Raw genomic sequence first — 22,203 nt, forward strand, 5'->3', positions numbered from 1 at the left:
GAACCGTCGCTCACCACGAGTCTCGCGGCGGCGCGCACGAGTCTCGGGCCAGCGCGTCCGACGAGTTCGGTCAGCCTGGGTCTGGGAGACCCAGGAACACCGAGGCTCTGGTCCGCATCCGACCTCGAGACGATGCTGGGCGCATGGAGAACACCGAACACGTCCTGGTCACCGGCGGCTCCGGTTTCATCGCCGGCCACCTGATCCTGCAGTTGCTCGACGCCGGGCACCGCGTCCGCACCACGATCCGGTCCCTCGACCGTGCACCCGAGGTCCGTGCGGTCCTCGCCGAGGCCGGCCTCACCGCCGACGACCGGCTGGAGTTCGTCGCCGCCGACCTGACGTCCGATGACGGATGGGCCCAGGCGGTCGCGGACATCGACGTCGTGCACCACGTCGCCTCGCCGGTGCTGCCGGGCCACGTCGAGGACGAGGACACCGTGATCCGTCCGGCGGTGGAGGGGACGCTGCGAGTGCTGCGCGCCGCACACGCGGCCGGAGTCGATCGCGTGGTGCTGACCTCGGCCTTCCACGCGGTCAGCTGGGGCCACCCGCACTCCGACCACGTGTTCACCGAGGCCGACTGGACGGTGCTCGACGGCCCCGGGGTCGACGCCTACGGCACGAGCAAGACCCTCGCCGAACGCGCCGCGTGGGACTTCGTCGCGTCCGAGCCCGGTGCGCCGGAGCTCGTCACGACGATGCCGGTCGCGGTGATGGGTCCGGCGATGGGGCACGCGGTGTCCGGTGCGAACCACATCCTGCAGTCCATGCTCTCCGGAGCGATGCCCGCGACCCCGCGGCTGTTCATCCCCATCGTCGACGTGCGTGACGTCGCTGCCGCACACGTCACCGCGACGACCGCCCCGGATGCAGCGGGCAAGCGGTTCCTGTTGTCGAACGGCCCGGCGCTCGAGCTGGCCGAGATCGCCGCCACCCTGCGCGAGCACCTCGGTGATGACGCCGAGGCGGTCCCGACGCAGACGCTGCCCGACGACGTCGTGCGGACCGCGGCCGAGACGCAGCCGCAGTTCCGCGCGATGGTGCCCGACCTCGGCTACGCCAAGCGCACCTCGAACGAGCGCGCCCGCACCGTGCTCGGCTGGACACCTCGTGATCCGCACGAGGCGATCGTGGCGGCGGCCCGGAGCCTGGTGGCGAAGGACCTGGTCCACCCCTGACCAACCCTGGTCCACCCCTGACCAACGAAGATCAGACCGCCCGCTCCCACAACGCCACCGTGCTCTCGAGCCCGTCGTACCGGTACGGCTTCCGCTCCCCCGTCGGCGCGTACCCGAGCGCCCGCCAGAACGGCTCGGCACCGACCGCGTTCGTCGCCACGATCCCCAGTCGCAATCGGTCGGCGCGGGCGTCGGCTGCCAGGGACACGACGGCCTCGTGCAGGACCCGTCCGAGGCCGGAACCCTGCCGATCGCCGCGGACGACGAGCAGTCCGATGTACGCCGTGGTCGGTGCCGGGTACCCGAGCAGCACGTCCGCGAACGCCACGAGCGAGTCGCCGTCCCACAGCCCGATCCCGTGCTTGCCCGCCGGGTCGAAGCCGTCCGGCACCGACACCAGTGCGCTCAGCCCGTCGGACGGCCCCGGCGGGTAGCCGGTGATCCGCTCGGCGTAGTCCGGCACGGTCTCGAGCAGCACCTGCAGCGCGTCGACGTCGTCCGCACCGAGCGCTCGCACCACGAAGGCCGCCATCAGTCCACGTCCACGTCGGCCCACCCGTCGAACCGACCGATCTCGGTGACCCGGACCACGGCCTCGCCGGCTTCGTCCGAGGCGTCGAGGTCGATCGTCGCCGAGAACCCGAAGTCCTTGTCGCCCGACGGGTCAGCGAAGATCTGCCGAGCGCGCCACACGCGCGCCACGCCCGCCGCTCCCGCACCCGTCGCCCCAGCACCCGTCGCCCCCGTCGCCCCCGCCTGGTCGAGCACCAGGTAGGACATCGACCGCGCCTCGGCATCGGTGCCGATGGTGTCGTGCTCCTCGTAGTACTCCTCGAGCACCGCGTCCCACGCGTCACCGTCGAACCCGGCTGCCGCGTCGAGCGCCCCGAGTCCGTCGACGTCGTCGCGTGCGGCGAGCAGCACCCGCTGGAACAGCGCGTTCCGCACGAGCACGGTGAAGGCCCGCACGTTGCCGGTGAGCCGTGCCGGCTGTGGCGGCGCGATCTCCTGTTCTTCGGCCAGGGCGAGCAGCACGTCACCGTTGAGCAGCGCCTCCCACTCGTCGACGAGCGAGGAGTCGGTCTGCCGCACGACCTCGCCGAGCCACTCGATCAGGTCGTCGAGCTCCTGGTTCCGCTGTTCCTCGGTGATGGTCTGCCGCATGGTCCGGTAGGCGTCGGACAGGTACCGGAGCACGAGCCCCTCGGACCGGGTGAGCTGGTAGAACCGCACGAAATCGCCGAAGGTCATCGCGCGTTCGTACATGTCGCGGACGACGGCCTTGGGCGAGAGCTGGAAGTCGAGGACCCAGGGCTGTTCCGCCGCGTACGCCTCGTACGCCGCCTCCAACAGCTCGGACAGCGGGCGAGGCCAGGTGACCTCCTCGAGCAGCTCCATCCGCTCCTCGTACTCGATGCCCTCGCGCTTCATGCGGGCGACCTCTTCGCCGCGCTCCTTGAACTGCTGCTGCGACAGGATCGCTCGCGGGTCGTCCAGTGTCGCCTCGACGATCGAGACCATGTCCAGGGCGTACGTCGGCGACGACGGGTCGAGCAGCTCGAACGCGGCGAGCGCGAACGGCGACAGGGGCTGGTTGAGGGCGAAGTTCGACTGCAGGTCCACCGTGAGCCGGTAGGAGACCGGAGGCCCCGGCACCCGCTCGATGACCTGCGCGTTGATGAGCGTCCGGGCGATGACGAGCGCACGCCGGGCCATCGCGAGCTGGCGGGCGCGCGGTTCGTGGTTGTCGAACACCAGCGAGCGCACCTCGTCGAACGCCGAACCGCCGCGGGCCACCACCGACAGCACCATCGCGTGCGTGATGCGCATGCGTGACACCATCGGTTCCGGTTCGGCACCGATGAGCCGGTCGAACGAGGCCTGCCCCCAGGACACGAACCCCTCCGGTGCCTTCTTCCGCTTGATCTTGCTCTTCTTCTTCTGGTCGTCCCCGGCCTTGGCGACCGCACGGGCGTTCTCGATGTCGTGCTCGGGGGCCTCGGCGACGACGTCACCCTCGGTGTCGTACCCGGCGCGTCCGGCACGACCGGCGATCTGGTGGAACTCGCGTGCGGACAGCTGCCGCATCTTCGTGCCGTCGAACTTCGTCAGTCCGGTGAACAGCACGGACCGGATCGGCACGTTGATGCCGACGCCCAGGGTGTCGGTGCCGCAGATGACGGGCAGCAGTCCACGCTGTGCGAGCTGCTCGACGAGCCGTCGGTACTTGGGCAGCATGCCGGCGTGGTGCACGCCGATGCCGGCGCGGATCAGGCGGGACAGGGTCTGTCCGAAGCCGGCGCTGAACCGGAAGCCCGCGATCGCTTCCGCGATCTGGTCACGACGCGCCCGATCAGCGACCTTCGCCGACATCAGCGACTGCGCCCGTTCGAGCGCAGCCGCCTGGGCGAAGTGCACGATGTAGATCGGCGCCTTGCCCTCCTCCAGCAGCCGTTCGACGGTCTCCTGCACGGGCGTCATCACGTACTCGTACTCGAGCGGCACCGGTCGGCTGACCCCGGTCACGCGGGCGGTGGGTCGGCCGGTGCGTCGGGACAGGTCGTCGGCGATGGTCGTGACGTCGCCGAGGGTGGCCGACATCAGCAGGAACTGCGCACGTTCGAGCACGAGCAGCGGCACCTGCCAGGCCCAGCCGCGGTCGGGGTCGCCGTAGAAGTGGAACTCGTCCATGACGACGACGTCGACGTCGGCGTCAGGTCCCTCGCGCAGGGCCAGGTTCGCCAGGATCTCGGCCGTGCAGCAGACGATGGGGGCATCGCCGTTCACGCTGGAGTCGCCGGTGACCATGCCGACGTTCTGCGCGCCGAACAGCTCGACCAGCTGGAAGAACTTCTCGGAGACGAGCGCCTTGATCGGTGCCGTGTAGTAGCTCCGCTTGCCCTCGGCGAGCGCGGCGAAGTGCGCGCCGGCCGCGACGAGCGACTTGCCGGTGCCGGTCGGGGTGCTCAGCACGACGTTCGCGCCGGAGACGAGCTCGATGACCGCTTCGTCCTGTGCCGGGTACAGCGGCCGGCCGCCTTCCTCGGCCCAGGCCGCGAAGGCCTCGTAGACCTCGTCGGCGTCGACGACGCCGTCCACCGCCGCCGGGATCGCGGCGACGAGCGGGGGCACGGTGGTGACGTCGGTCATGGCCCCATCCTCCCAGGCTGCGGTGACGAGGTGGTCGGTACGGACGACCGGGAGGCCCGGCTCCATACGCGCGCATAGACTCGCGTCATGCGCGAACTCGGCTTCCTCACCTTCGTCCCGAACCACGGCGGCACTGCGGGTGCGGCGAGCGCCCTGCAGGACGGTCTCCGGCTGTTCGAGACGGCCGAGACCCTCGGCTACGGCACGGGCTGGGTCCGTGGCCGCCACTTCGAGCCCTTCCTGACGAGCCCGATGACGTTCTTCGCCGCCGCGGCCCAGCGAACCAGCACCATCGCGTTCGGCACCGCGGTGCTCGGCATGCGCTACGAGGACCCGGTGCGCCTCGCCGAGGACGCCAGCACGGTCGACCTGCTGAGCGGCGGGCGTGTGCAGCTCGGCATCAGCACGGGCATCGCCGGGTACGGGCCGATCCTCGACCCGGTGTTCGGCGCCGTCGACCGCTCGTTCCGCGACGAGGCCGAGGCCCGGGCTGCCCGACTGCTCGAGGTGCTCGACGGCGACGCACTCGGCAGCGCCGGCTCCGGCTACGAGAGCATCCCGGCCGGTGCGGACCTGACCCTGCAGCCGCTCAGCCCCGGCCTGCGCGACCGCGTGTGGTGGGGCGGCGGCAGCATGGGCACGGCGGTGCGCACGGCCGAGAAGGGCCTGCTGCTGCACTGCTCGACCCTGAACACCGAGGACACCGGTGCACCCTTCGCCCAGGCGCAGGCCGACCAGATCGCCGCGTACCGGGAGCGGTTCACCGAGCTGCACGGCGGGACCGGCCGTCCGTCGAAGGTCGCGGTGGGCCGCATCGTCGTGCCGTTGCTCGACGACCACGACCGCGCGGTCCACGAGGAGTTCCTGACCGGGTACGCCTCGGGCATGGACGACGAGGGCCGACCGCTCTCCGGCCCGCCGTTCCGGTTCAGCAAGGTCCTGTCCGGCGAGCCGGCCGCCATCGTCGACGCACTGCTCGCCGACCCCGCCGTCACCGCGACGGACGAACTCGTGATCACCCTGCCCGCGAACGGCGACGTGGCCGCCCACGAGCGGATCCTGCGCATCGTCGCCGAGGAGATCGCGCCAGCACTCCGGGCCTGAGAGCGGATCAGGACACCCGGCGGGGCTCAGATCGAGTCGGTGATGCTCGAGAGCCCTGCCGGATGACCATCTCGTCCCTGATCCGCACGGGATGGTGGGACCATCGTTCCACCTACCGAGCGGTTTGTCACACTGAGTTGCGCCCTCAGGGCGAGAAAGTTGATCATCCGTCACCCGTTTTGCCCAGATCGCACGAAGTCCGTCAACCGGTTCGCCGAACCCCTTCCAGGACGGAAACAGTCGGGACGAACGAATGCGCCCCCGCGCGGACGCGGGGACGCATTCTGGACGCACCGGGGAAGCTGGGGCATCGTCAGCCGGATCAGGAGGCTGAGTCGCACAACCAGCGACCCCGTAGTCGGTGCGTGCGCCGACGGTAACCAGCCGACTGGCGCACATCGATGTTACTCAACAGGCGTCGCCGGTGCGCGGAAACCGGACGAACTGGTCAGACCAGTTCGAGGGCCGCGCTCCCGGACTCGTCGGTGACCGAGGCTCCGACGTGCAGCGTGAAGGCGCCGGGCTCGTACTGCCAGGCTCCGTCCCAGTGCGCGAACGCCCGGGCCGGCACCTCGATCGAGACCTCGGTCGACTCCCCCGCGCCGAGGCGGACCGGGGCGAACCCGACGAGCCAGCGCGCCGGACGGTCCACCGCCGACGACTCCCGCGAGGCGTAGACCTGCACGACGTGCTTGCCGGCGCGCGGTCCGGTGTTGGCGACCGTCGCCGTGACGATGACCGCGTCGCCCTCGGAAACGGTCGGCGTCGCGACCACGCCGTCGATGGTCCACGTGGTGTAGCCGAGGCCGTGCCCGAACGGGTACGCCGGCGTGGTGCCGGCACGGAGCCAGGCGCGGTACCCGATGTGGACGCCCTCGTCGTACGACACCTTGCCGTCGACGGGAGTGACGTCCAGCACGGGCACGTCCGCCATCACGATCGGCCAGGTGGTGGGCAGCCGGCCGCCGGGCTCCTGCGCGCCGGTCAGCACGTCGGCGAGCGCGTTTCCGTACTCCTGGCCACCGAACCAGGTGAGCAGGACCGCGGCGACGTCGTTCCGCCACGGCATCTCCACGGGCGAGCCGGCGTTCACGACGACGACCGTGTTCGGGTTCGCCGCCACGACCGCACGCACCAGGTCGTCCTGGTGCCCTGGCAGCGCGAGCGACGAGCGGTCGTACCCCTCGGACTCGACCTTCGAGTTCGTGCCGACGACCACCACGGCGACGTCAGCCGTGCGGGCAGCCTCGACCGCGGCATCGATGAGCACCGACGGGTCCTCGTCGGACGGCTCGGTGCCGAACTGGTACGCGAGCACCCCGCCGAGGGTCTCGTCCTGGATGACGTCGTACTCGATGCGGATCGCGACCTGCTGCCCCGAGGTCACCGACACGGGCACCGAGCGCGCCGGCGGGTTGAGGAACGCCGCGCCGAGCTGGTCGCCCTCGAACGGCACGTCCTCGTCGAGCACGAGCTCCCCGTCGATCCACATCCGCGACCGGCCGGCCGCCCCGATGCCGATCCGCACGGTGCCGGTGGACGGCGCGGTGTAGGTCGTGGTGATGTCGAGCCGGTCGGCCTCGCGTGTGGGGGCGTCGCCGCCGAACCAGAACAGTGCCGTGGCGCGGCGGTCCTCGACGTACAGTTCCTGGTCGTCCTTGACGAAGGCGACGCGGGCGCCGGGCTCGCCGGTGCCGGGGTTCGTGATGGTGGACAGCGGGAACTCCGCGATGCCCTCCTGCACGACGGCACCGATCGCGTAGTCGACCGTGGCGCCCGGGAACGCTGCACGGATGCCGTCCAGCGGCGAGACCACCTGCGACGGCACGACCGTGGCCGAGCCGCCGCCCTGCGTGCGGGCCTGGTCGGCGTTGTGGCCGATGACGGCGATGCGGGAGACGGCGGGCGCGTCGAGCGGCAGCACGCCGGTGTTGCGGACGAGGACGGTGCCCTCGGCCTCGGCCTCGCGGACGAACGCGACGCCGTCCTCGACGTGCACCGGCTGCGCGGCCACGGGCTCGAAGCCCTCGAGTGCGCCGACGCGGGCGGCCAGGGTCAGGATGCGGCGGACCTTGCGGTCGATCGCCTCGATCGGCACGGCACCGGACTGCACGGCGGCGAGCAGCGGGCCCTCGCTCCACCACTGGTTCGGCCCGGGCATCGCGACGTCCTGCGACGCCTTCGCCGAGTCGACCGAGCGCACGCCGGTCCAGTCGGACACGACGATGCCCTCGAAGCCCCACTCGGAGTTCAGCGGCGTCTCGAGCAGGTCGTGCTCCGACGCGGTGACGCCGTTGATCGAGTTGTACGACGACATGATCGCCCAGGCGTGCGCCTCGGTCACGGCCTTCTCGAACGCGAGCAGGTACAGCTCGCGCAGCGCACGGTCGGAGACCTCGGTCGACGCGGTGAAGCGGTCGGTCTCGTAGTCGTTCGCGATGTAGTGCTTCGGGGTCGCGGCCACGCCGTTCTCCTGCACACCGTCGACGTACGACGCAGCCAGGTCACCGGTCAGGACCGGGTCCTCGCTGAACGCCTCGAAGTGCCGGCCGCCGAGCGGCGAGCGGTGCAGGTTGATGGTCGGACCGAGGACGACGTCGACGCCCTTGCGGCGTGCCTCGACGGCTGCTGCGGCGCCGTAGCGCTTCGCGATCGCGCGGTCCCAGGACGCCGACAACGCGGTCGCCGAGGGCAGGTTCAGCGACGGGTCGCGCTCGTCCCAGACCTCACCACGGACGCCCGAGGGGCCGTCCGACATCAGGATCGGGCGCAGCCCGATCTTCTCGATGGGCCAGGTGGTCCAGAAGTCGCGCCCGGTCAGGAGCTGCACCTTCTCGTCGGTGGTCAGTTGGTCGACGAGCGCGTCGATGCGCTCGGCCGTACTGGAGGCAGCGGTCACGTCGTTCACGGTAGTCACGATGGTCGGTCCTTTCGTTCAGAGCCTGGGGAAGCGTGGTCAGCGCACGCCGCGGATGCGTGACACCGAGACGATGCCGAGCAGTCCGACGACGGCGCCGGTGATGAAGAAGCCGCTGTACCCGCCGGTCAGGGCGATGACGCCCGGGGCCGCCGCGGGCACGATCGACTGGGGCAGGGCCTGCGCGATGTTGACGACGCCGAGGTCCTTCGCGTTGTCCTCGTCGGACGGCAGCACGTCGGTGATGAGCGCCAGGTCGACGGCGTAGAAGACGCCCATGCCGGCACCCATCACGAACTCGCCGACCAGGACCATGCCGAGCGACGGCGCGAGCGCGATGATCACGAGCCCGACCACGCCGACGATGCCCGCGATCGCGACGAACAGCTTGCGGCGGCCGAGCTTGTCCGACAGCCAGCCGGCGATGAGCGAGGTGAGCACGATGCCGACGACGTTCCACAGCGTTCCCTGGAACACCGCGTTCGCGACGTGGTCCGGGTCCACGCCGATGTCGTCCCGCAGGAAGTACGTCAGGTAGCTCACCGCGGTGTACTGCGCGGCGACCATCAGGAACCGGGTGAGCCAGGCCCAGCCGAGGTCCGGGTGCTTCACGGGGTTGAAGACGAACGAGCCGAAGACCTGCCCGATGCCGAGCTTCGACGTCGGCCGGTGGGTGAGCACGCGGTCGCGGAACACGAGCGCGTAGAGCACGACGACGATCGACCCGATCGCACCGGGGATGATCATCTGCGTCGCCGAGGTCGAGAAGAGCTGCACGAGGAACGTGCCGCCGACGAGCGCGAGGTTCTGGGAGAGCCCGAGCAGCGCCGCGACCCGGCCGCGCTGGGACCGCGTGACGTGGTCCGGCAGGACCGCGGTCATGGCGGCGATCGTGGCGTTGTAGGCGATCTGCGTGACGCCCCACGCGATCACCAGCACGACGGTCGAGGTCGTCGTCGCGACGACCACGAGGCCCGCGAAGCCGACCACGGTGCCACCGATGATCCACGGACGACGCATGCCGAGCCTCCCGGCAGTCCGATCGCTGAAGCGACCGGCCAGGGGGTTGGCGACCATCGCGGCGAACGCGCCGACACCGAGCGCCAGGCCGAGCACGCCCGCTTGGTTGTCCGGCGCGATCTCGGCGACCTTGAGCGCCATGGCGACCAACACCGGCGGCAGCAGCGCGATGTACAGGCCGAGCATCGCGATCGGCATGCCGAGCGTGTACATGAGCGGGGCACCTCGGCCGCGCGTGGGTGCGACTGCGGTCGGGGTGTCGTTGACGGTCAGGGCGTCGTTGGCCACTGCAACCTCTTCTCGGGGACGCCACCTGCACCGGTGACTCGCACGCCTTCGTCGGCGGCTCCGCCCACGGTAACACCAAAACCAAGTGCGGCTAGGTTTTCTGTGTGCACTCCGAGCGGTACAGTCCTGCCATGGCACGACGGGGTTCGTACGCGAAGGGCATCGCGAAGCGCGAGGAGATCCTCACGGTCGCGCTCGACCTCGTCGCTTCGCAGGGGTTCCGCCGCACCAGCATCAAGGACATCGCCGACGCCGTCGGGCTGACCCAGGCCGGCCTGCTGCACTACTTCGACTCCAAGGACGAGCTCTGGGTCGAGATCCTGCGACGACGCGACGAGCTCGACCTCGCCCACGACTGGCAGGCACCCGACCCCGCTGCACTGCTCGCCGCGATCGTCCGGCACAACGCCGAGGTCCCCGGCCTGGTGCAGATGTTCGTCAACCTCTCCGCCGCAGCTGCGACCGACCCCGAGCACCCCGCGCACGCGTACTTCCAGGAGCGCTACGAGCGCAGCCGTCGCGACCTGTCCGCCGACTTCCGCACCATGCAGCAGGACGGACGGCTCCGCGCCGACGTCGATGCCGAAGAGCTGACGAGCGTGCTGCTCGCGGTGTCCGACGGCATGCAGATCCAGTGGCTGTTCGACCCGTCGCGGGACATGGCACAGCACGTCGAGCTCGTCGCCCGGCTCGCGATCGCCCAGGTCGCCCCCACCGCCTGACGCTCCCCCGCCGGACAGCGGGGTACGGACAGGGCCTGGTCGGGTCAGGCGGTGCCGGGCAGGATGGGGCGTGCCCGGAGGGCGACCCGACGAGGATGTGGAGTGACGCGATGACGCGTGTAGTGGTGACCGGCGGCAGCGGCAAGCTCGGACGAGCGGTGGTGCGCGACCTCGATGCGCACGGGTACGACGTGGTGCTGCTCGACCGCGTGCCCTCCCCCGACCAGCCCGAGGGCGTGCAGTTCGTCCGGATCGACCTGACCGACTACGGCCAGGTCCTGAACGCCCTGCTCGGCATCGACGACCGGTACGACCACGTGGACGCCGTCGTGCACCTCGCGGCCGTGCCCGCACCGGGGCAGGTCCCCGACGTGGCGCTCATCACGAACAACGTGACGGCGTCGATCAACGTCTTCCACGCAGCACGCGCCGCGAAGGTCAAGAACCTGGTGTGGGCGTCGAGCGAGACCCTGCTCGGCATCCCGATGGGCGAGCACCACCCGCCCTACCTGCCGGTCGACGAGGAGTTCGCGGTCCGCCCGCAATCGTCGTACTCGCTCGGCAAGGCCGTCGAAGAGGAGATGGCCCGCCACTTCACCCGCTGGGACCCGGAGCTGAAGATGATCGGCCTGCGGTTCTCGAACGTGATGGACGAGACCGACTACCCCGCGTTCCCGTGGGACGCCACCCCCGAGGCGAAGACCTTCAACCTGTGGTCCTACATCGACTCGCGTGACGGCGCCCAGGCGGTCCGCAAGGCCGTCGAGGCCGAGCTCACCGGGTTCGAGGCGTTCGTCATCGCGAGTCCCGACACCGTGATGGACACCCCGACGATCGAGCTCGTCGAGCGCTACGTGCCCGACATCGAGCGTCGCGCGGACATCGACGGCGTCAGCTCGCTGCTGTCGTCCGAGAAGGCTCGCGAGCTGCTCGGCTACGCCCCCGAGCACAGCTGGCGCGACGGGCGCTGACAGCGCCCGCGCCGTCCGTTCGCTAGGCCAGCAGCAGCAGCCCGTCGAGCACCAGGTCGCGCGCCGCCGGCAACAGGTCGGCGGCGAGCACCTGCTCGTCGACACCCGTGATCTGCGCGAGCGCACCGACGATCGCCACCACGGACAGGTCGCCGTCACACGCTCCGACGAACGCGGCGAGCGCGGTGTCCGCGTCCACCCGCCGTCCGAGACCGCCGCCCTGCACGAGCGTCATCACCGTCGGGTCGTCGTTGCCCGGCCAGTAGTAGCGCTCCTCGGTGACGTCGCCCGCCACCGTCAGGTGCGCCGTGGCGAGCGCGGCGTCGTCGTGCGCGGCCAGCCACGCGGCCGCGTCGAGGACGCGAGCGACGGTGGCGCCGAGCCCGGCGGGGTTGGAGCCGAGCGTCTCGGGGACGCGCTCGAACCGGCGGAGGCTCGCCGTTCCTCCTGGCAGGGCTCGACGCACCACGACGTACCCGAAGCCGACGCCGGTGACGCGGCGGTCCGCGAAGTCGTCGAGCCAGGCGCCCATCAGCGTGTCGAACGCGGGCGTCCCGGGCTTGGTCCCGCCGTCGCGGATCCAGGTCTCGGCGTACGACGTGGGGTCCTGGCGCTCGCGCTCGATGACCCACGCGTCGAGGTCGGTGTCCGCGAACCAGCTGCGCACGCGGTCGAGGCCGTCGACGCCCCAGTGGTACTCCCAGTTGCCGAGCAGCTGCGCGGTCCCACCGGGCTCGAGGTGCTCGGACAGGCCGCGGAGCACGGTCTCGACGAGCGCGTCGCCGACCATGCCGCCGTCGCGGTACTCGTACGAGGGGACGCCCGGCCGGCGGGGTGTGATGACGAACGGCGGGTTCGACACGATGCGGTCGAACCGCTCCCCCGTGACGGGCTCGAAGAGCGATCCGTACCGGAAGTCGATCCCGTCGATGCCGTTGAGCTGCGCGTTGAAGCGGGCGATGTCGAGGGCGCGGCGCGAGATGTCGGTGGCGACCACGTGCTCGGCGAAGCGCCGGGCGTGCATGGCCTGGATCCCGCAGCCGGTGCCGAGGTCGAGGACCGTGCGGACGGGGACGGGCACCTGCAGACCGCTCAGCGTGGTGGTGGCGCCGCCGATGCCGAGGACGTGCTCCTCGCTGATCGCGTGGCCGAGGGCGAGCTCGCCGAGGTCCGAGACGATCCACCAGCTGCCGGCACCGAGGTCGTCGACGAAGGCGTAGGGACGCAGGTCCACCGTCGGCTCCACGACCGCGGCGTCGATGTCGGTGTCGGTGTCAGTGCCACAGACCCGCAGCAGACCTGCCGCGACCACGGCGTCGAGCCCGGCGGTCGGGAACGCGGCTGCGGCGTCCGCGCGGGACGTCGGCAGGCCGAGCACGAACAGGGTGGCGAGGGTGCCGAGCGGGGATGTCTCACGAGCAGCCAGGGCACGGAGGGCCGCCACTCGCGAGCCCCGGTGCAGCGATGCGGCCGCTTCGGTCCCCCAGAGTGCGTCGACCCGGTCGACGGTGAAGCCTGCGGCGTCCAGGTCCGCTGCGAGCGCCGTCGTCACGGCCGGGTCAGCACCGATGTCGGGGAGCGTGTGCACTGCCACCCCGGCGCCGGCGCCGGCACCCGGGCCGGGCACCGCGCTCACGACTCGATCCCGTCGCGGAGCAGGGCCGCGGGCACCTGCCAGTCGAGCACCAGGTCGAGCAGCCCCGGGAACCGCTGCTGCACGTCCTCGATGCGGACGCGGCTGATGCGGGTCAGGCCCTCGAGGTGCTGCTCGAGCAGTCCGGCCTCGCGCAGGACTCGGAAGTGGTGGGTGAGCGTGGACTTCGGTCGGTCGATCCCGACCCAGCCGCAGCTCCGTTCACCACCGGCGGCGTCGACGAGGTAGCGGTGCAGGATCGCCAACCGGATCGGGTCGCTCAGGGCGTCCAGGACGACGGGGAGGTCCATCTCGGCCACGGTCGGCTGGGGCAGCCGCTCGGGGGCATCGACGTGCGCGGGCATGGACGGGACGCTACCACCGTTCGGCTTGCTGTACGACTTGCGTCGTACTGCAGACTGCGGTACGAATGCAGTCGTACAACGGACCATCGGAAGGATGCTCATGCAGCAGTCAGCTCGCTCGGTCGCCGGGTTCTGGATCCTCGCGGCGATGCTCCTGGTGTCGGTCGCGTCGTCCGCGGTCCCCTCACCGATCTACCCGGTCTACGCCGCCGAGTGGCACCTCACGCCGCTCATGCTGACCGGCGTCTTCGCCATCTACGTCGCCGGGTTGCTCGCGAGTCTGCTGATCGCCGGCCGACTGTCCGACCACGTCGGCCGCAAACCCGTGCTCGTCGCCGGAGGCCTGGGCGTCGCCCTGTCGCTCGGACTGTTCGCGATCGCGGACGGCGTCGGTGCGCTCATCGTCGACCGCATCGTGCAGGGCGTCTCCGTCGGGCTCCTGATCGGTGCGCTCGGGGCGGCCCTCATCGACAACTCACTTGATCGGCACCCGACGCTGGCCGGCGTGCTGAACGGCGTCATCCCGCCGATCGCGCTGGCCACCGGTGCGATGTCGAGCGGCGCGCTCGTGCAGTGGGGTCCGGCGCCGGAACAGCTCGTCTACCTGGTCTTCGGAGCGCTGCTCGTGCTCCTCGTGCTGGCGCTGTTCGTGGTCCCCGAGCAGGTCCAACGGCGCCCCGGAGCACTCCGTTCGCTCCGCCCGACGATCAGCGTGCCGCGGAGCTCGCGTCGGCTGTTCCGCGGGGTCGTCGGTTCCCTCGTCGCCAGCTGGGCCCTCGGCGGCATGTTCCTCTCGCTCGTCCCCTCGGCCCTCGGTGCGGTGTTCGGCATCACGAACCACTTCGCGGCCGGCGCACTCATCGCCGTCGTCACGGGCGTCGGTGCACTGACCGGGCTCGCGACACAGCGGATGGACGCTCGTCGCGCCGTGCTCGTCGGGCTCGTCGCCCTGGTGCTCGGCCCGATCGTGACCGTGGCGTTCGTGATGGCCCACTCCCTGCCCGGCCTCGTCGTCGGCAGTGCGATCGCCGGCATCGGCTTCGGCGCCGGGTTCCAGGCACCGCTGCGGATGCTGCTCGCGACCGCGGCACCGACCCACCGCGCCGGACTGCTCTCGACGATCTACGTCGTCAGCTACCTGGCGTTCGGGGTCCCCGCCGTCATCGGTGGGCTGCTCGAACCGTCGATCGGACTCGTCCCCGTCATCGCCGGGTACGGCGGGTTCATCGTGCTCGCGGCCGTCGTCGCGCTCGTGCTGCAGCTGACGTCGAAGGACGCGGCCGCCGTCGAGGAGCAGGCCGCCGAGGTCATCGAGCGCACCGCCACCGGTTCGATCCGCGTCGCAGCGGAGTAGGCGGCCGGCACCCGCTTGGTGCGAGGTTGACCACACGGTGCGAGGCCACAGCGCCGCACGGAGTGATCAACCTCGCACCAGCTGACGGCTAGCGCCCCGGGTGCGCCGAGTTCGCGCCGCGCGCCCGTCCGCGAGCACGCACCCCGACCGTCCGAGCAGCACCCGTGTGGGCGGCGTCGACGTCGGCCTTGCCCCGGTCGGCAGCATCGCGCAGGCGCTTCGGTCCGTGCCGCTTGGCCCAGTCCCAGAAGCGGTGCAGCTGCGCCTTGAGCCACACGATGATCTTGTGGAAGAAGTGGAACTCGCTCGCCAGCACCGTGAGGCCGATGAACACCACGAGCCACCCCGGCCCGGGCAGCGGCACCAGGATGAGTCCGATGATGACGACCAGCCCGCCGACGATGCCGACGAGGACCTTGTAGAACAGGTGCAGGTGCGGCCGAGCGTGGATCCAGGTCCGCGTGTCGTGGAACCACTGGAAGCGCTGACGCGGCGCGCCGTCGGTCCGGCTCTCGCCGGGTCCGTCGTTCGCGTCGCCGTCCATGCCGAAAACGTAGGGCGTGCGGCTGGGAATCCGCGGCGCACGCGGTGGACGCGCGGTGCGCGTGACGGACGACGCGTGGCGGGGATGCGCCGTGCCTCCCGTCCGTCAGCGGGTGTCAGCCGGGAGGCCCGTCACGCGTGGGCGACGCACGTCGCGGCCCACGGGACGGCGGCCAATCGGGCCGCTGGGATCGGTTCCCCGCCGACCGCGCAGATCCCGTAGGTGCCGGCGTCGAGCCGCGCGAGCGCGGCGTCCACCTGCTCGATCCGCTGCCGGGCCGCGTCGCGGACGGCGCCGAGCGAGCCGCGCTCCCACGCGAGGGTCGCGCCCTCGGGGTCGTGCTCGTCGTCGGAGTTGGCGTCCTGGCGGGCGTCACTGACGTCGCGCATGCTCCGCTCGACGTCGGCGAGCAGCCGTTCGTTGCGAGCGCGTTCCGTGTCGAGCGCGGTGCGGGGGTCGTCCATGGCGGACACCGTAGTCGTGACGGAATGCCCGACTCTCCGGATGCGTTTGCATCGACATGACGAAGATCGGGTTCCTGTCGTTCGGACACTGGCGCGACGTGCCGGGGTCGAAGGTGCGCAGCGGGCGTGAGTCCCTGATGCAGGCGATCGACCTCGCGGTCGCTGCCGAAGAGGCCGGCGTCGACGGCGCCTACTTCCGCGTGCACCACTTCGCACCGCAGCAGGCGGCACCGTTCCCCCTGCTGTCCGCGATCGCCGCGAAGACCAGCCGCATCGAGATCGGGACCGGTGTGATCGACATGCGCTACGAGAACCCGCTCTACATGGCCGAGGAGGCCGCGGCGACCGACCTGATCTCCGGCGGACGACTGCAGCTCGGCGTCTCCCGTGGCTCACCCGAGACCGCCCTCGCCGGTTACCAGCAGTTCGGCTACGTACCGGACGCGTCCGACGAGAACGGTGGCGACATGGCCCGCGCGCACATCAGCGTGTTCCGTCGCGCCGTCGCCGGCGAACCGATGGCGAACGCGAACCCGCAGATGACCGGCTCGGTCGGATCGTTGCCGATCTCCCCGCTCTCCGACTCGCTCGGCGACCGCATCTGGTGGGGCGCCGGCACACGAGCCACCGCCGAGTGGACCGCCGAGCAGGGCATGAACCTGATGTCGTCGACCCTGCTCACCGAGGACACCGGCGTACCGTTCGACGAACTGCAGGCCGAGCAGATCGAGCGCTTCCGACGGGTCTGGGCCGAGTCGGGCTGGGACCGGACCCCTCGGGTGTCGGTCTCGCGGAGCATCATCCCGATCATCGACGACGAGTCGCGGCACTACTTCGGCGTCCGCGCCCAGGTCGAGGGGCAGGACCAGGTCGGGCACCTCGACGGCGGGCTCGCACGCTTCGGCCGCTCGTACATCGGCTCGCCCGAGGACCTCGTCGCGGAGCTGGCGGCCGACCAGGCGGTCCGCGCTGCCGACACCGTGCTCGTCACCGTGCCGAACCAGCTCGGCGTCGACTTCAACGCGCGGCTGCTCGCCGCGGTGAAGGACGTGTTCACCGAGGTCGACGCGGCGCCCGTGCCGGCCTGACCCGCTCGGTCAGGCGCTGACGGTCGGCGGCTGCGTCTGCGCAGGCGCCGTCGGCGCCGTCTGCGCAGGCGTCGGCGTCGGCGTCGGCCAGATCAGCCGGAAGCGCTCGCAGACCACCGGCATGTCCGGTTCGAAGCCGCGCGGGTTCTCGGAGTGCTCACGCCAGTACGCCTCGTGCACCGTCCGCCAGTGCTGGAGGCTCCGGTCGCCCTCGCCTTCGGCACGCGCATGCTCGGCCCCGACGGCGTCGAACGGGACGATCCGGACGTCCGTCGTCTCGATGACGGCCCGGGGAACACCGGCACCGTCGGTCACGATGCTGCGCTCACCGGTCGCGGGGAGCGGGTCACCCGTCGCCTCGTAGTCCCAGAGCGATGACGCTGTGCCGTCCTTGACCCCGCGGAGCACCAGGCCGAGCAGCTCGTCTGCCTGCTCCGGAGTGGCACCGAACGACCACGCCTCCGGCACCTCGGCCGGCAGTTCCGGAGCCTCGTCTCGCCGTGCGTTCCAGAAGCCGTCGAGGGTCGTGGTCACCAGCCGACCGTAGCGCACCGCCGGGTGTCCGCACTTGTGCCGACACCCGCCTTGGGACTGTGGCGGCGGGGTGGCGTCCCCTACTTTCGAGGAGCACCGTCCCCCGCACCTCGAGGAGTCCCCGTGACACTGCCGGCCGCAGGCTGGTTCCCGGACCCGCAGGACGCCAGTCGTCTCCGCTGGTGGGACGGTCACGCCTGGGGTGCCGCGACCCGTGTCCTGCCGAGTGCTCCGGAACCGGTCGTGCCGATCGTCGTCGCACCCGTGGGCCCAGCGTTCTCGGTGCACACGGCATCGATCCGGACCCGAGCGTGGGCATCCGGCGGCGGTCGCGATCGACGGCTGTGCGCGTTCACGGTGCTCGCGGTGCTGCTGGCCCTGACGTCGATCCTCATCAACCCGTTGGGTGCCTGCAGCGCGCTCGCTCTCGTGTGCGGGTTCGTCGGTGTCGTCCGCCCCGGTGCGACCGGCGGGTGGGCGGTTGCGGCGAGGAGCGCGTCCTCGAGCGCGGTGGTGGTGGCGGTCGCGACGGGCGCGGTGGCGGCGTCGGCCCAGTTCCACCTCTTCTGACCCGTCGGGGGCCGTCACCGTCCGACTTCGTGAGCAGAAATGGTCGGGTGCCGACCAGCGACCCGACCATTTCTGCTCACGAAGTGCACGCCCGCACCCGCCGAACGACGAGCCCTACCGCCGCGCCCGCGGATGCGCCGTCTGGTACACGTCCCGCAGCATGTCCGCCGTGACCATCGTGTAGATCTGGGTCGTCGCGACGCTCGCGTGCCCGAGCAACTCCTGCACCACGCGCACGTCGGCCCCGCCCTCGAGCAGGTGCGTCGCGAACGAGTGCCGGAACGTGTGCGGCGAGACGTGTGCCTCGAGTCCCGCCGCCTCGGCCGCCGACTGGATCACGAGCCACGCGCTCTGCCGTGACAGCCGAGCACCTCGGGGGCCGAGGAACAGTGCCGGCGTCGAGGCCCCTCGTGCCGCGAACACCGGCCGCGCCCGCACCAGGTAGGCATCGATCGCCGCCCGCGCGAAACTGCCGAGGGGCACGACCCGCTGCTTGTTCCCCTTGCCGGTGACCTTCACGACGGCGAGGCCATCGGCGTCGGGGGCTGAGTCGTCGGACAGGGTCGTCACGTCGTCCACCGACAACCCCACCGCCTCGGAGATCCGCGCGCCGGTGGCGTAGAGCAGCTCGAGCAACGCCTTGTCCCGCAGCCGGACGGGATCGTCGACACCGGAAGCGCCGTCTGCGGAGACGTCCGTCGACACCGCTCCGAGCAGCCGCTCCATGTCCTCCACCGAGATCGCCTTCGGCAGCCGCATCGGGGCCTTCGGCGGCCGGACGGCGGTGCCGGGGTCGAGCGGCAGCCAGCCCTCACCCGCCGCGAAGGCCGTGAACGAGCGCACCGAACTGAGCATCCGGGCGATCGACCTCGGTGCCAGCGGACCGACCGGCTTCGTCGCCAGGTAGGTCACGAACTCCGAGACGTCTGCCCGAGCGAGCCGCCCGACGTCGTCGATCGCAGACGCCCCACCGGCCCGGTCGGCACCGTCGGAGTCGACCACCGGAGCCGTCGCCAGCCACGAGGCGAACACCGCCAGGTCACGCCGGTACGCCGACATCGTGTGCTGCGACAGCCCGCGCTCGATCGCGACGTGCCGCAGGTACGTCTCCGTGGCACGGTCCAGGGGAATCACGACAGCAGGCGCACGGTCAGTGCAGTGCCTCGTCGGGGGCCCCGACCCGGTACCCGGTGAACGTCACGGTCAGGCCGGCACGCGTCGGAGCTGCGCACAGCAGTCCCGCCGACACGGCGGCATCGGGATCGAGGTACGCGACCCGCACCAGCCGGGGTTGCTCGTCCTCGGCCCAGGCCCGGATGGTCACGGCGTCGCCGTCGCGGCTGGCCCGGACCGTCACCACGCGTCCCGCCCACTCCGGCACGGGGGCCACCGACCAGTCCGAGACGTCACGGGTCACCACGGCGCCGAGCTGCGGCGTCCCGTCGGAGAACTCGACGCCGGCCTTGATCCAGTTCCGCTCGTCGACGCGCAGGAACACGCCGGCCTGGTCGAACTGCTCCGTGTAGTCGAGGACGAACGATGCCTCGATCGAGAACGACCCGTCGAGGGGCTGCACCAGCGCGTGCTCGGAGTCGTGGACGAACCCGTACGACGTGGTCCGCCAGGCGTCGCTGCCCCGGGCCGCCGTGACCCGCAGCACATCGCCGTCGAGCTCCACGGCCTCGGGCTCGTGCGTCCACGTCGCCGTGTCGACCAGTTCTCGCAGGCTCATGCGCGGCCTCGCTCGAGCGCATCCACCGCGAGCACGGCCACGACCAGCCCGGAGTTGTGCAGCCGACCATCGAGGATCGCCTCCACCAGCTCGGCCCGCGGCACCCACCGCTTCACGATGTCGGCTTCCTCAGCCTCGCGCTCGAACGCCGTCGTCGTGGGCCGCACGCCCCGGGCGCGGTAGACCTGCAGGAACTCGTTGCTCCCGCCCGACGACGTGTTGTACCGGACCAGCGGCTCCCAGGTGTCCGCTTCGAGGTCGGCCTCTTCTGCCAGCTCTCGGGCGGCAGCGACCTGGAGGTCCTCGCCCTCGACGTCGAGCAGCCCGGCCGGCAGCTCCCAGTCGCGCACCTGCACCGGGTGTCGGTACTGCTGGATCACGAGGACACGGCCCTCGTCGTCCTCGGCGTAGACCGCGACGGCACCGGTGTGGTCGATGTACTCCCGCACCATCGTCTCGTCGTGGTACGCGATCGCGTCGCGGCGCACGTCCCAGACGGCGCCCTCGTACACGACGGTGGACTCGGTGACCTCGAACGAGGCGGCTTCGTCAGCGATGGGTGCGTCAGTCACGGAACCATCCAAGCACGCGCCCCCGACGCGACCGCAGACGGACGGGAGGCGCGGTGCCAGCTGGCACCGCGCCTCCCGTCATCGACAACGCGCGTTACGCGACCTGCTCCTCGTTCTGCGGGTCGAACAGGCTGGACGCCTCGTGGCGCTCGATCGCGGCCGCGACGAGCCCCGCGAAGAGCGGGTGCGCGTTCGTGGGACGTGAGCGCAGCTCCGGGTGCGCCTGCGTGGCGATGTAGAACGGGTGCACGTCGCGCGGCAGCTCGACGTACTCGACCAGGGTTCCGTCGGGCGACGTGCCCGAGAACACCAGGCCGGCGTCCGCGATCTGCTGCCGGTACGTGTTGTTGACCTCGTAGCGGTGACGGTGGCGCTCGGACGCCTCGGGCGCACCGTAGAGCGACTCGGCCAACGACCCGGAGCTGAACGTCGCCGGGTACAGGCCGAGGCGCATGGTGCCGCCCAGGTCGCCGCCGGCGATGATGTCCACCTGCTCCGCCATGGTCGCGATGACCGGCGTCGAGGTCTCCGGGTCGAACTCGGTGCTCGACGCGTCGGTCAGGCCGGCCTCGTGGCGGGCGTACTCGATGACCATGCACTGCAGGCCGAGGCACAGACCGAGCGTCGGGATGCCCTGCTCACGGGCGAAGCGCAGCGCGCCGAGCTTGCCCTCGATGCCGCGCACGCCGAACCCGCCGGGGATGCAGATGCCGTCGACGTCGCCGAGCTGCTTCGCCGCGCCCTCGGGCGTGGTGCAGTCGTCGGAGACGACCCACTTCAGCGTCACCTTCGCGTCGTGCGCGAAGCCGCCGGCACGGAGCGCCTCGGTGACCGACAGGTACGCGTCCGGCAGGTCGATGTACTTGCCGACCAGGGCGATCGTGACGTCCTTCTTCGGCTCGTGCACGGCACGGAGCACCGGGGTCCACGCGGTCCAGTCGACCGGGCCGGCCTCGAGCTTGAGCGCGTCGACGATGACCTGGTCGAGGCCCTGGTTGTTCAGCAGCGTCGGCAGGTCGTAGATCGACGGGACGTCCACGGCGTTCACCACGGCGTCCTCGTCGACGTCGCACATCAGGGCGATCTTCTTCTTGTTCGAATCCGAGACCGGGCGGTCCGACCGCAGCACGAGCGCGTCGGGCTGGATGCCGATCGAGCGGAGCGCGGCGACCGAGTGCTGCGTCGGCTTCGTCTTCTGCTCACCCGAGGCGTTCATGAACGGCACGAGCGACACGTGCACGAAGAACACGTTGTTGCGGCCGAGCTCGTGGCGCACCTGGCGCGCCGACTCGATGAACGGCTGCGACTCGATGTCGCCGACGGTGCCGCCGACCTCGGTGATGATGACGTCGGGCTGCGGGTCGTTCTCCGCCTGCTCGCGCATCCGACGCTTGATCTCGTCGGTGATGTGCGGGATGACCTGCACGGTGTCACCGAGGTACTCGCCGCGACGCTCCTTGGCGATCACCGTCGAGTACACCTGGCCGGTCGTGACGTTCGCCGACTGCGCCAGGTTGATGTCGAGGAAGCGCTCGTAGTGCCCGATGTCGAGGTCCGTCTCCGCACCGTCGTCGGTCACGAAGACCTCGCCGTGCTGGAACGGGTTCATGGTGCCCGGGTCCACGTTGAGGTACGGGTCGAGCTTCTGCATGACGACCTTGAGGCCGCGAGCCGTCAGGAGATTGCCGAGGCTGGCTGCCGTCAGGCCCTTGCCGAGAGACGAGACGACCCCGCCGGTCACGAAGATCTGCTTCGTCACCTTCGGGGTCGGGGTGTTTGCCTGGGTACCGCTGCTGAGAGTGTCCGCCACGGGATTCCATCGTACGTCAGAACTGCCGGGAGGCGCGACCTCGGTTCGCCGTGGGCGTTGCGCGGGGTGGGCGGCCGGGTCTTCGGGCCGTGCGCGCGTGGGCGCGCTTGCTTGCGTGCGCGCGTGCGTGCTTGCGTGCTTGCGTGCTTGCGTGCTTGCTTGCTTGCTTGCTTGCGGCCGCGTG

General features: G+C 71.0%; 20 protein-coding genes. 7 read left to right on the forward strand and 13 right to left on the reverse strand.

All coding sequences use genetic code 11. The annotated features are described in order from the left end of the window. Window positions 1-143 precede the first annotated feature (143 nt). Window positions 144-1,181 (forward strand): NAD-dependent epimerase/dehydratase family protein, encoded by a 1,038-nt coding sequence (locus ITJ60_RS04190; RefSeq protein WP_194647025.1) that lies wholly within the window; start codon window positions 144-146, stop codon window positions 1,179-1,181. Between the two features lie 31 nt (window positions 1,182-1,212). Here the strand turns inward: ITJ60_RS04190 and ITJ60_RS04195 are convergent, their stop codons facing one another. Both ITJ60_RS04195 and ITJ60_RS04200 read right to left on the reverse strand, forming a co-directional pair. Then, window positions 1,213-1,713, reverse strand: coding sequence for a GNAT family N-acetyltransferase (locus tag ITJ60_RS04195; protein WP_194647026.1), 501 nt, complete (start codon window positions 1,711-1,713; stop codon window positions 1,213-1,215). Then, on the reverse strand, window positions 1,713-4,331 hold the full coding sequence (locus ITJ60_RS04200; protein WP_194647027.1) for a DEAD/DEAH box helicase: 2,619 nt from the start codon (window positions 4,329-4,331) through the stop codon (window positions 1,713-1,715). The genes ITJ60_RS04195 and ITJ60_RS04200 overlap by 1 nt, the downstream gene beginning before the upstream one ends. An 87-nt stretch (window positions 4,332-4,418) precedes the next feature. On the opposite strand from ITJ60_RS04200, the gene ITJ60_RS04205 reads away from it, so the two are divergent. Next, window positions 4,419-5,435, forward strand: a complete 1,017-nt coding sequence (locus ITJ60_RS04205; RefSeq protein ID WP_194647028.1) for an LLM class flavin-dependent oxidoreductase — start codon at window positions 4,419-4,421, stop codon at window positions 5,433-5,435. A gap of 448 nt (window positions 5,436-5,883) precedes the next feature. On the opposite strand, the gene ITJ60_RS04210 is transcribed toward ITJ60_RS04205, so the two are convergent. Together ITJ60_RS04210 and ITJ60_RS04215 are read right to left on the reverse strand one after the other, a co-directional pair. Next, entirely contained in the window at window positions 5,884-8,343 is a 2,460-nt protein-coding gene (locus ITJ60_RS04210) for a glycoside hydrolase family 3 protein (protein WP_323749098.1), read from the reverse strand. Between the two features lie 48 nt (window positions 8,344-8,391). Continuing rightward, the gene (locus ITJ60_RS04215) at window positions 8,392-9,660 is read right to left on the reverse strand and encodes an MFS transporter (RefSeq protein ID WP_260235552.1); all 1,269 of its coding nucleotides are present in this window, start codon (window positions 9,658-9,660) and stop codon (window positions 8,392-8,394) included. Window positions 9,661-9,791: 131 nt separating this feature from the next. Between ITJ60_RS04215 and ITJ60_RS04220 the strand changes: the two genes are divergently transcribed. Further along, window positions 9,792-10,382: a TetR/AcrR family transcriptional regulator gene (locus ITJ60_RS04220; protein WP_123341243.1), complete on the forward strand. Its 591-nt coding sequence runs from the start codon at window positions 9,792-9,794 to the stop codon at window positions 10,380-10,382. Between the two features lie 110 nt (window positions 10,383-10,492). After that, window positions 10,493-11,353: an NAD-dependent epimerase/dehydratase family protein gene (locus tag ITJ60_RS04225; protein ID WP_123341264.1), complete on the forward strand. Its 861-nt coding sequence runs from the start codon at window positions 10,493-10,495 to the stop codon at window positions 11,351-11,353. 22 nt (window positions 11,354-11,375) lie between these two features. Here ITJ60_RS04225 and ITJ60_RS04230 read toward each other — a convergent pair whose 3' ends face one another. Further along, a complete protein-coding gene (locus ITJ60_RS04230) occupies window positions 11,376-12,989 on the reverse strand; it encodes a methyltransferase (RefSeq protein WP_416371901.1) in 1,614 nt (537 codons plus the stop codon). After that, complete coding sequence (locus ITJ60_RS04235) at window positions 12,986-13,351, reverse strand: ArsR/SmtB family transcription factor (protein WP_123341244.1); 366 nt, start codon at window positions 13,349-13,351, stop codon at window positions 12,986-12,988. The genes ITJ60_RS04230 and ITJ60_RS04235 overlap by 4 nt, the downstream gene beginning before the upstream one ends. Window positions 13,352-13,451: 100 nt before the next feature. On the opposite strand from ITJ60_RS04235, the gene ITJ60_RS04240 reads away from it, so the two are divergent. Further along, the gene (locus tag ITJ60_RS04240) at window positions 13,452-14,705 is read left to right on the forward strand and encodes an MFS transporter (protein WP_194647030.1); all 1,254 of its coding nucleotides are present in this window, start codon (window positions 13,452-13,454) and stop codon (window positions 14,703-14,705) included. An 88-nt stretch (window positions 14,706-14,793) separates the two neighbouring features. On the opposite strand, the gene ITJ60_RS04245 is transcribed toward ITJ60_RS04240, so the two are convergent. Then, window positions 14,794-15,249: a TIGR02611 family protein gene (locus tag ITJ60_RS04245; protein WP_194647031.1), complete on the reverse strand. Its 456-nt coding sequence runs from the start codon at window positions 15,247-15,249 to the stop codon at window positions 14,794-14,796. Window positions 15,250-15,380: 131 nt separating this feature from the next. Then, window positions 15,381-15,713 carry a TraR/DksA family transcriptional regulator gene (locus ITJ60_RS04250; protein WP_194647032.1) on the reverse strand — a complete coding sequence of 111 codons (333 nt, stop codon included), beginning with the start codon at window positions 15,711-15,713 and terminating at the stop codon, window positions 15,381-15,383. A 56-nt stretch (window positions 15,714-15,769) separates the two neighbouring features. Here ITJ60_RS04250 and ITJ60_RS04255 point away from each other — a divergent pair, with 56 nt between their 5' ends. Then, window positions 15,770-16,801, forward strand: a complete 1,032-nt coding sequence (locus ITJ60_RS04255) for an LLM class flavin-dependent oxidoreductase (protein WP_228509704.1) — start codon at window positions 15,770-15,772, stop codon at window positions 16,799-16,801. A 9-nt stretch (window positions 16,802-16,810) separates the two neighbouring features. On the opposite strand, the gene ITJ60_RS04260 is transcribed toward ITJ60_RS04255, so the two are convergent. Beyond that, window positions 16,811-17,335: an ASCH domain-containing protein gene (locus tag ITJ60_RS04260; protein ID WP_323749093.1), complete on the reverse strand. Its 525-nt coding sequence runs from the start codon at window positions 17,333-17,335 to the stop codon at window positions 16,811-16,813. A 123-nt stretch (window positions 17,336-17,458) separates the two neighbouring features. Between ITJ60_RS04260 and ITJ60_RS04265 the strand changes: the two genes are divergently transcribed. Further along, a complete protein-coding gene (locus tag ITJ60_RS04265) occupies window positions 17,459-17,905 on the forward strand; it encodes a DUF2510 domain-containing protein (protein ID WP_323749094.1) in 447 nt (148 codons plus the stop codon). A gap of 114 nt (window positions 17,906-18,019) precedes the next feature. Here the strand turns inward: ITJ60_RS04265 and ITJ60_RS04270 are convergent, their stop codons facing one another. From ITJ60_RS04270 to ITJ60_RS04285, 4 genes are all read right to left on the reverse strand, one after another. Further along, the gene (locus tag ITJ60_RS04270) at window positions 18,020-19,036 is read right to left on the reverse strand and encodes a site-specific tyrosine recombinase XerD (RefSeq protein ID WP_194647094.1); all 1,017 of its coding nucleotides are present in this window, start codon (window positions 19,034-19,036) and stop codon (window positions 18,020-18,022) included. Window positions 19,037-19,055: 19 nt separating this feature from the next. After that, on the reverse strand, window positions 19,056-19,637 hold the full coding sequence (locus tag ITJ60_RS04275) for a DUF1349 domain-containing protein (RefSeq protein ID WP_194647035.1): 582 nt from the start codon (window positions 19,635-19,637) through the stop codon (window positions 19,056-19,058). Continuing rightward, entirely contained in the window at window positions 19,634-20,209 is a 576-nt protein-coding gene (locus tag ITJ60_RS04280; RefSeq protein WP_194647036.1) for an NUDIX domain-containing protein, read from the reverse strand. Before ITJ60_RS04280 ends, ITJ60_RS04275 begins: the two co-directional genes overlap by 4 nt. Before the next feature lie 94 nt (window positions 20,210-20,303). After that, a complete protein-coding gene (locus ITJ60_RS04285; protein WP_185094304.1) occupies window positions 20,304-22,019 on the reverse strand; it encodes a CTP synthase in 1,716 nt (571 codons plus the stop codon). Window positions 22,020-22,203 lie beyond the last annotated feature (184 nt).

It is taken from the genome of Curtobacterium sp. VKM Ac-2884 (genome assembly GCF_015350945.1).
GTDB lineage: Bacteria > Actinomycetota > Actinomycetes > Actinomycetales > Microbacteriaceae > Curtobacterium.

Coding starts and splice junctions, on each gene's coding strand:
- ITJ60_RS04250 (WP_194647032.1), bottom strand. CDS start 15,713: ATGGACGACCCCCGCACCGCGCTCGACACGGAACGCGCTCGCAACGAA.
- ITJ60_RS04240 (WP_194647030.1), top strand. CDS start 13,452: ATGCAGCAGTCAGCTCGCTCGGTCGCCGGGTTCTGGATCCTCGCGGCG.
- ITJ60_RS04190 (WP_194647025.1), top strand. CDS start 144: ATGGAGAACACCGAACACGTCCTGGTCACCGGCGGCTCCGGTTTCATC.
- ITJ60_RS04220 (WP_123341243.1), top strand. CDS start 9,792: ATGGCACGACGGGGTTCGTACGCGAAGGGCATCGCGAAGCGCGAGGAG.
- ITJ60_RS04195 (WP_194647026.1), bottom strand. CDS start 1,713: ATGGCGGCCTTCGTGGTGCGAGCGCTCGGTGCGGACGACGTCGACGCG.
- ITJ60_RS04275 (WP_194647035.1), bottom strand. CDS start 19,637: ATGAGCCTGCGAGAACTGGTCGACACGGCGACGTGGACGCACGAGCCC.
- ITJ60_RS04205 (WP_194647028.1), top strand. CDS start 4,419: ATGCGCGAACTCGGCTTCCTCACCTTCGTCCCGAACCACGGCGGCACT.
- ITJ60_RS04235 (WP_123341244.1), bottom strand. CDS start 13,351: ATGCCCGCGCACGTCGATGCCCCCGAGCGGCTGCCCCAGCCGACCGTG.
- ITJ60_RS04225 (WP_123341264.1), top strand. CDS start 10,493: ATGACGCGTGTAGTGGTGACCGGCGGCAGCGGCAAGCTCGGACGAGCG.
- ITJ60_RS04255 (WP_228509704.1), top strand. CDS start 15,770: ATGACGAAGATCGGGTTCCTGTCGTTCGGACACTGGCGCGACGTGCCG.
- ITJ60_RS04245 (WP_194647031.1), bottom strand. CDS start 15,249: ATGGACGGCGACGCGAACGACGGACCCGGCGAGAGCCGGACCGACGGC.
- ITJ60_RS04200 (WP_194647027.1), bottom strand. CDS start 4,331: ATGACCGACGTCACCACCGTGCCCCCGCTCGTCGCCGCGATCCCGGCG.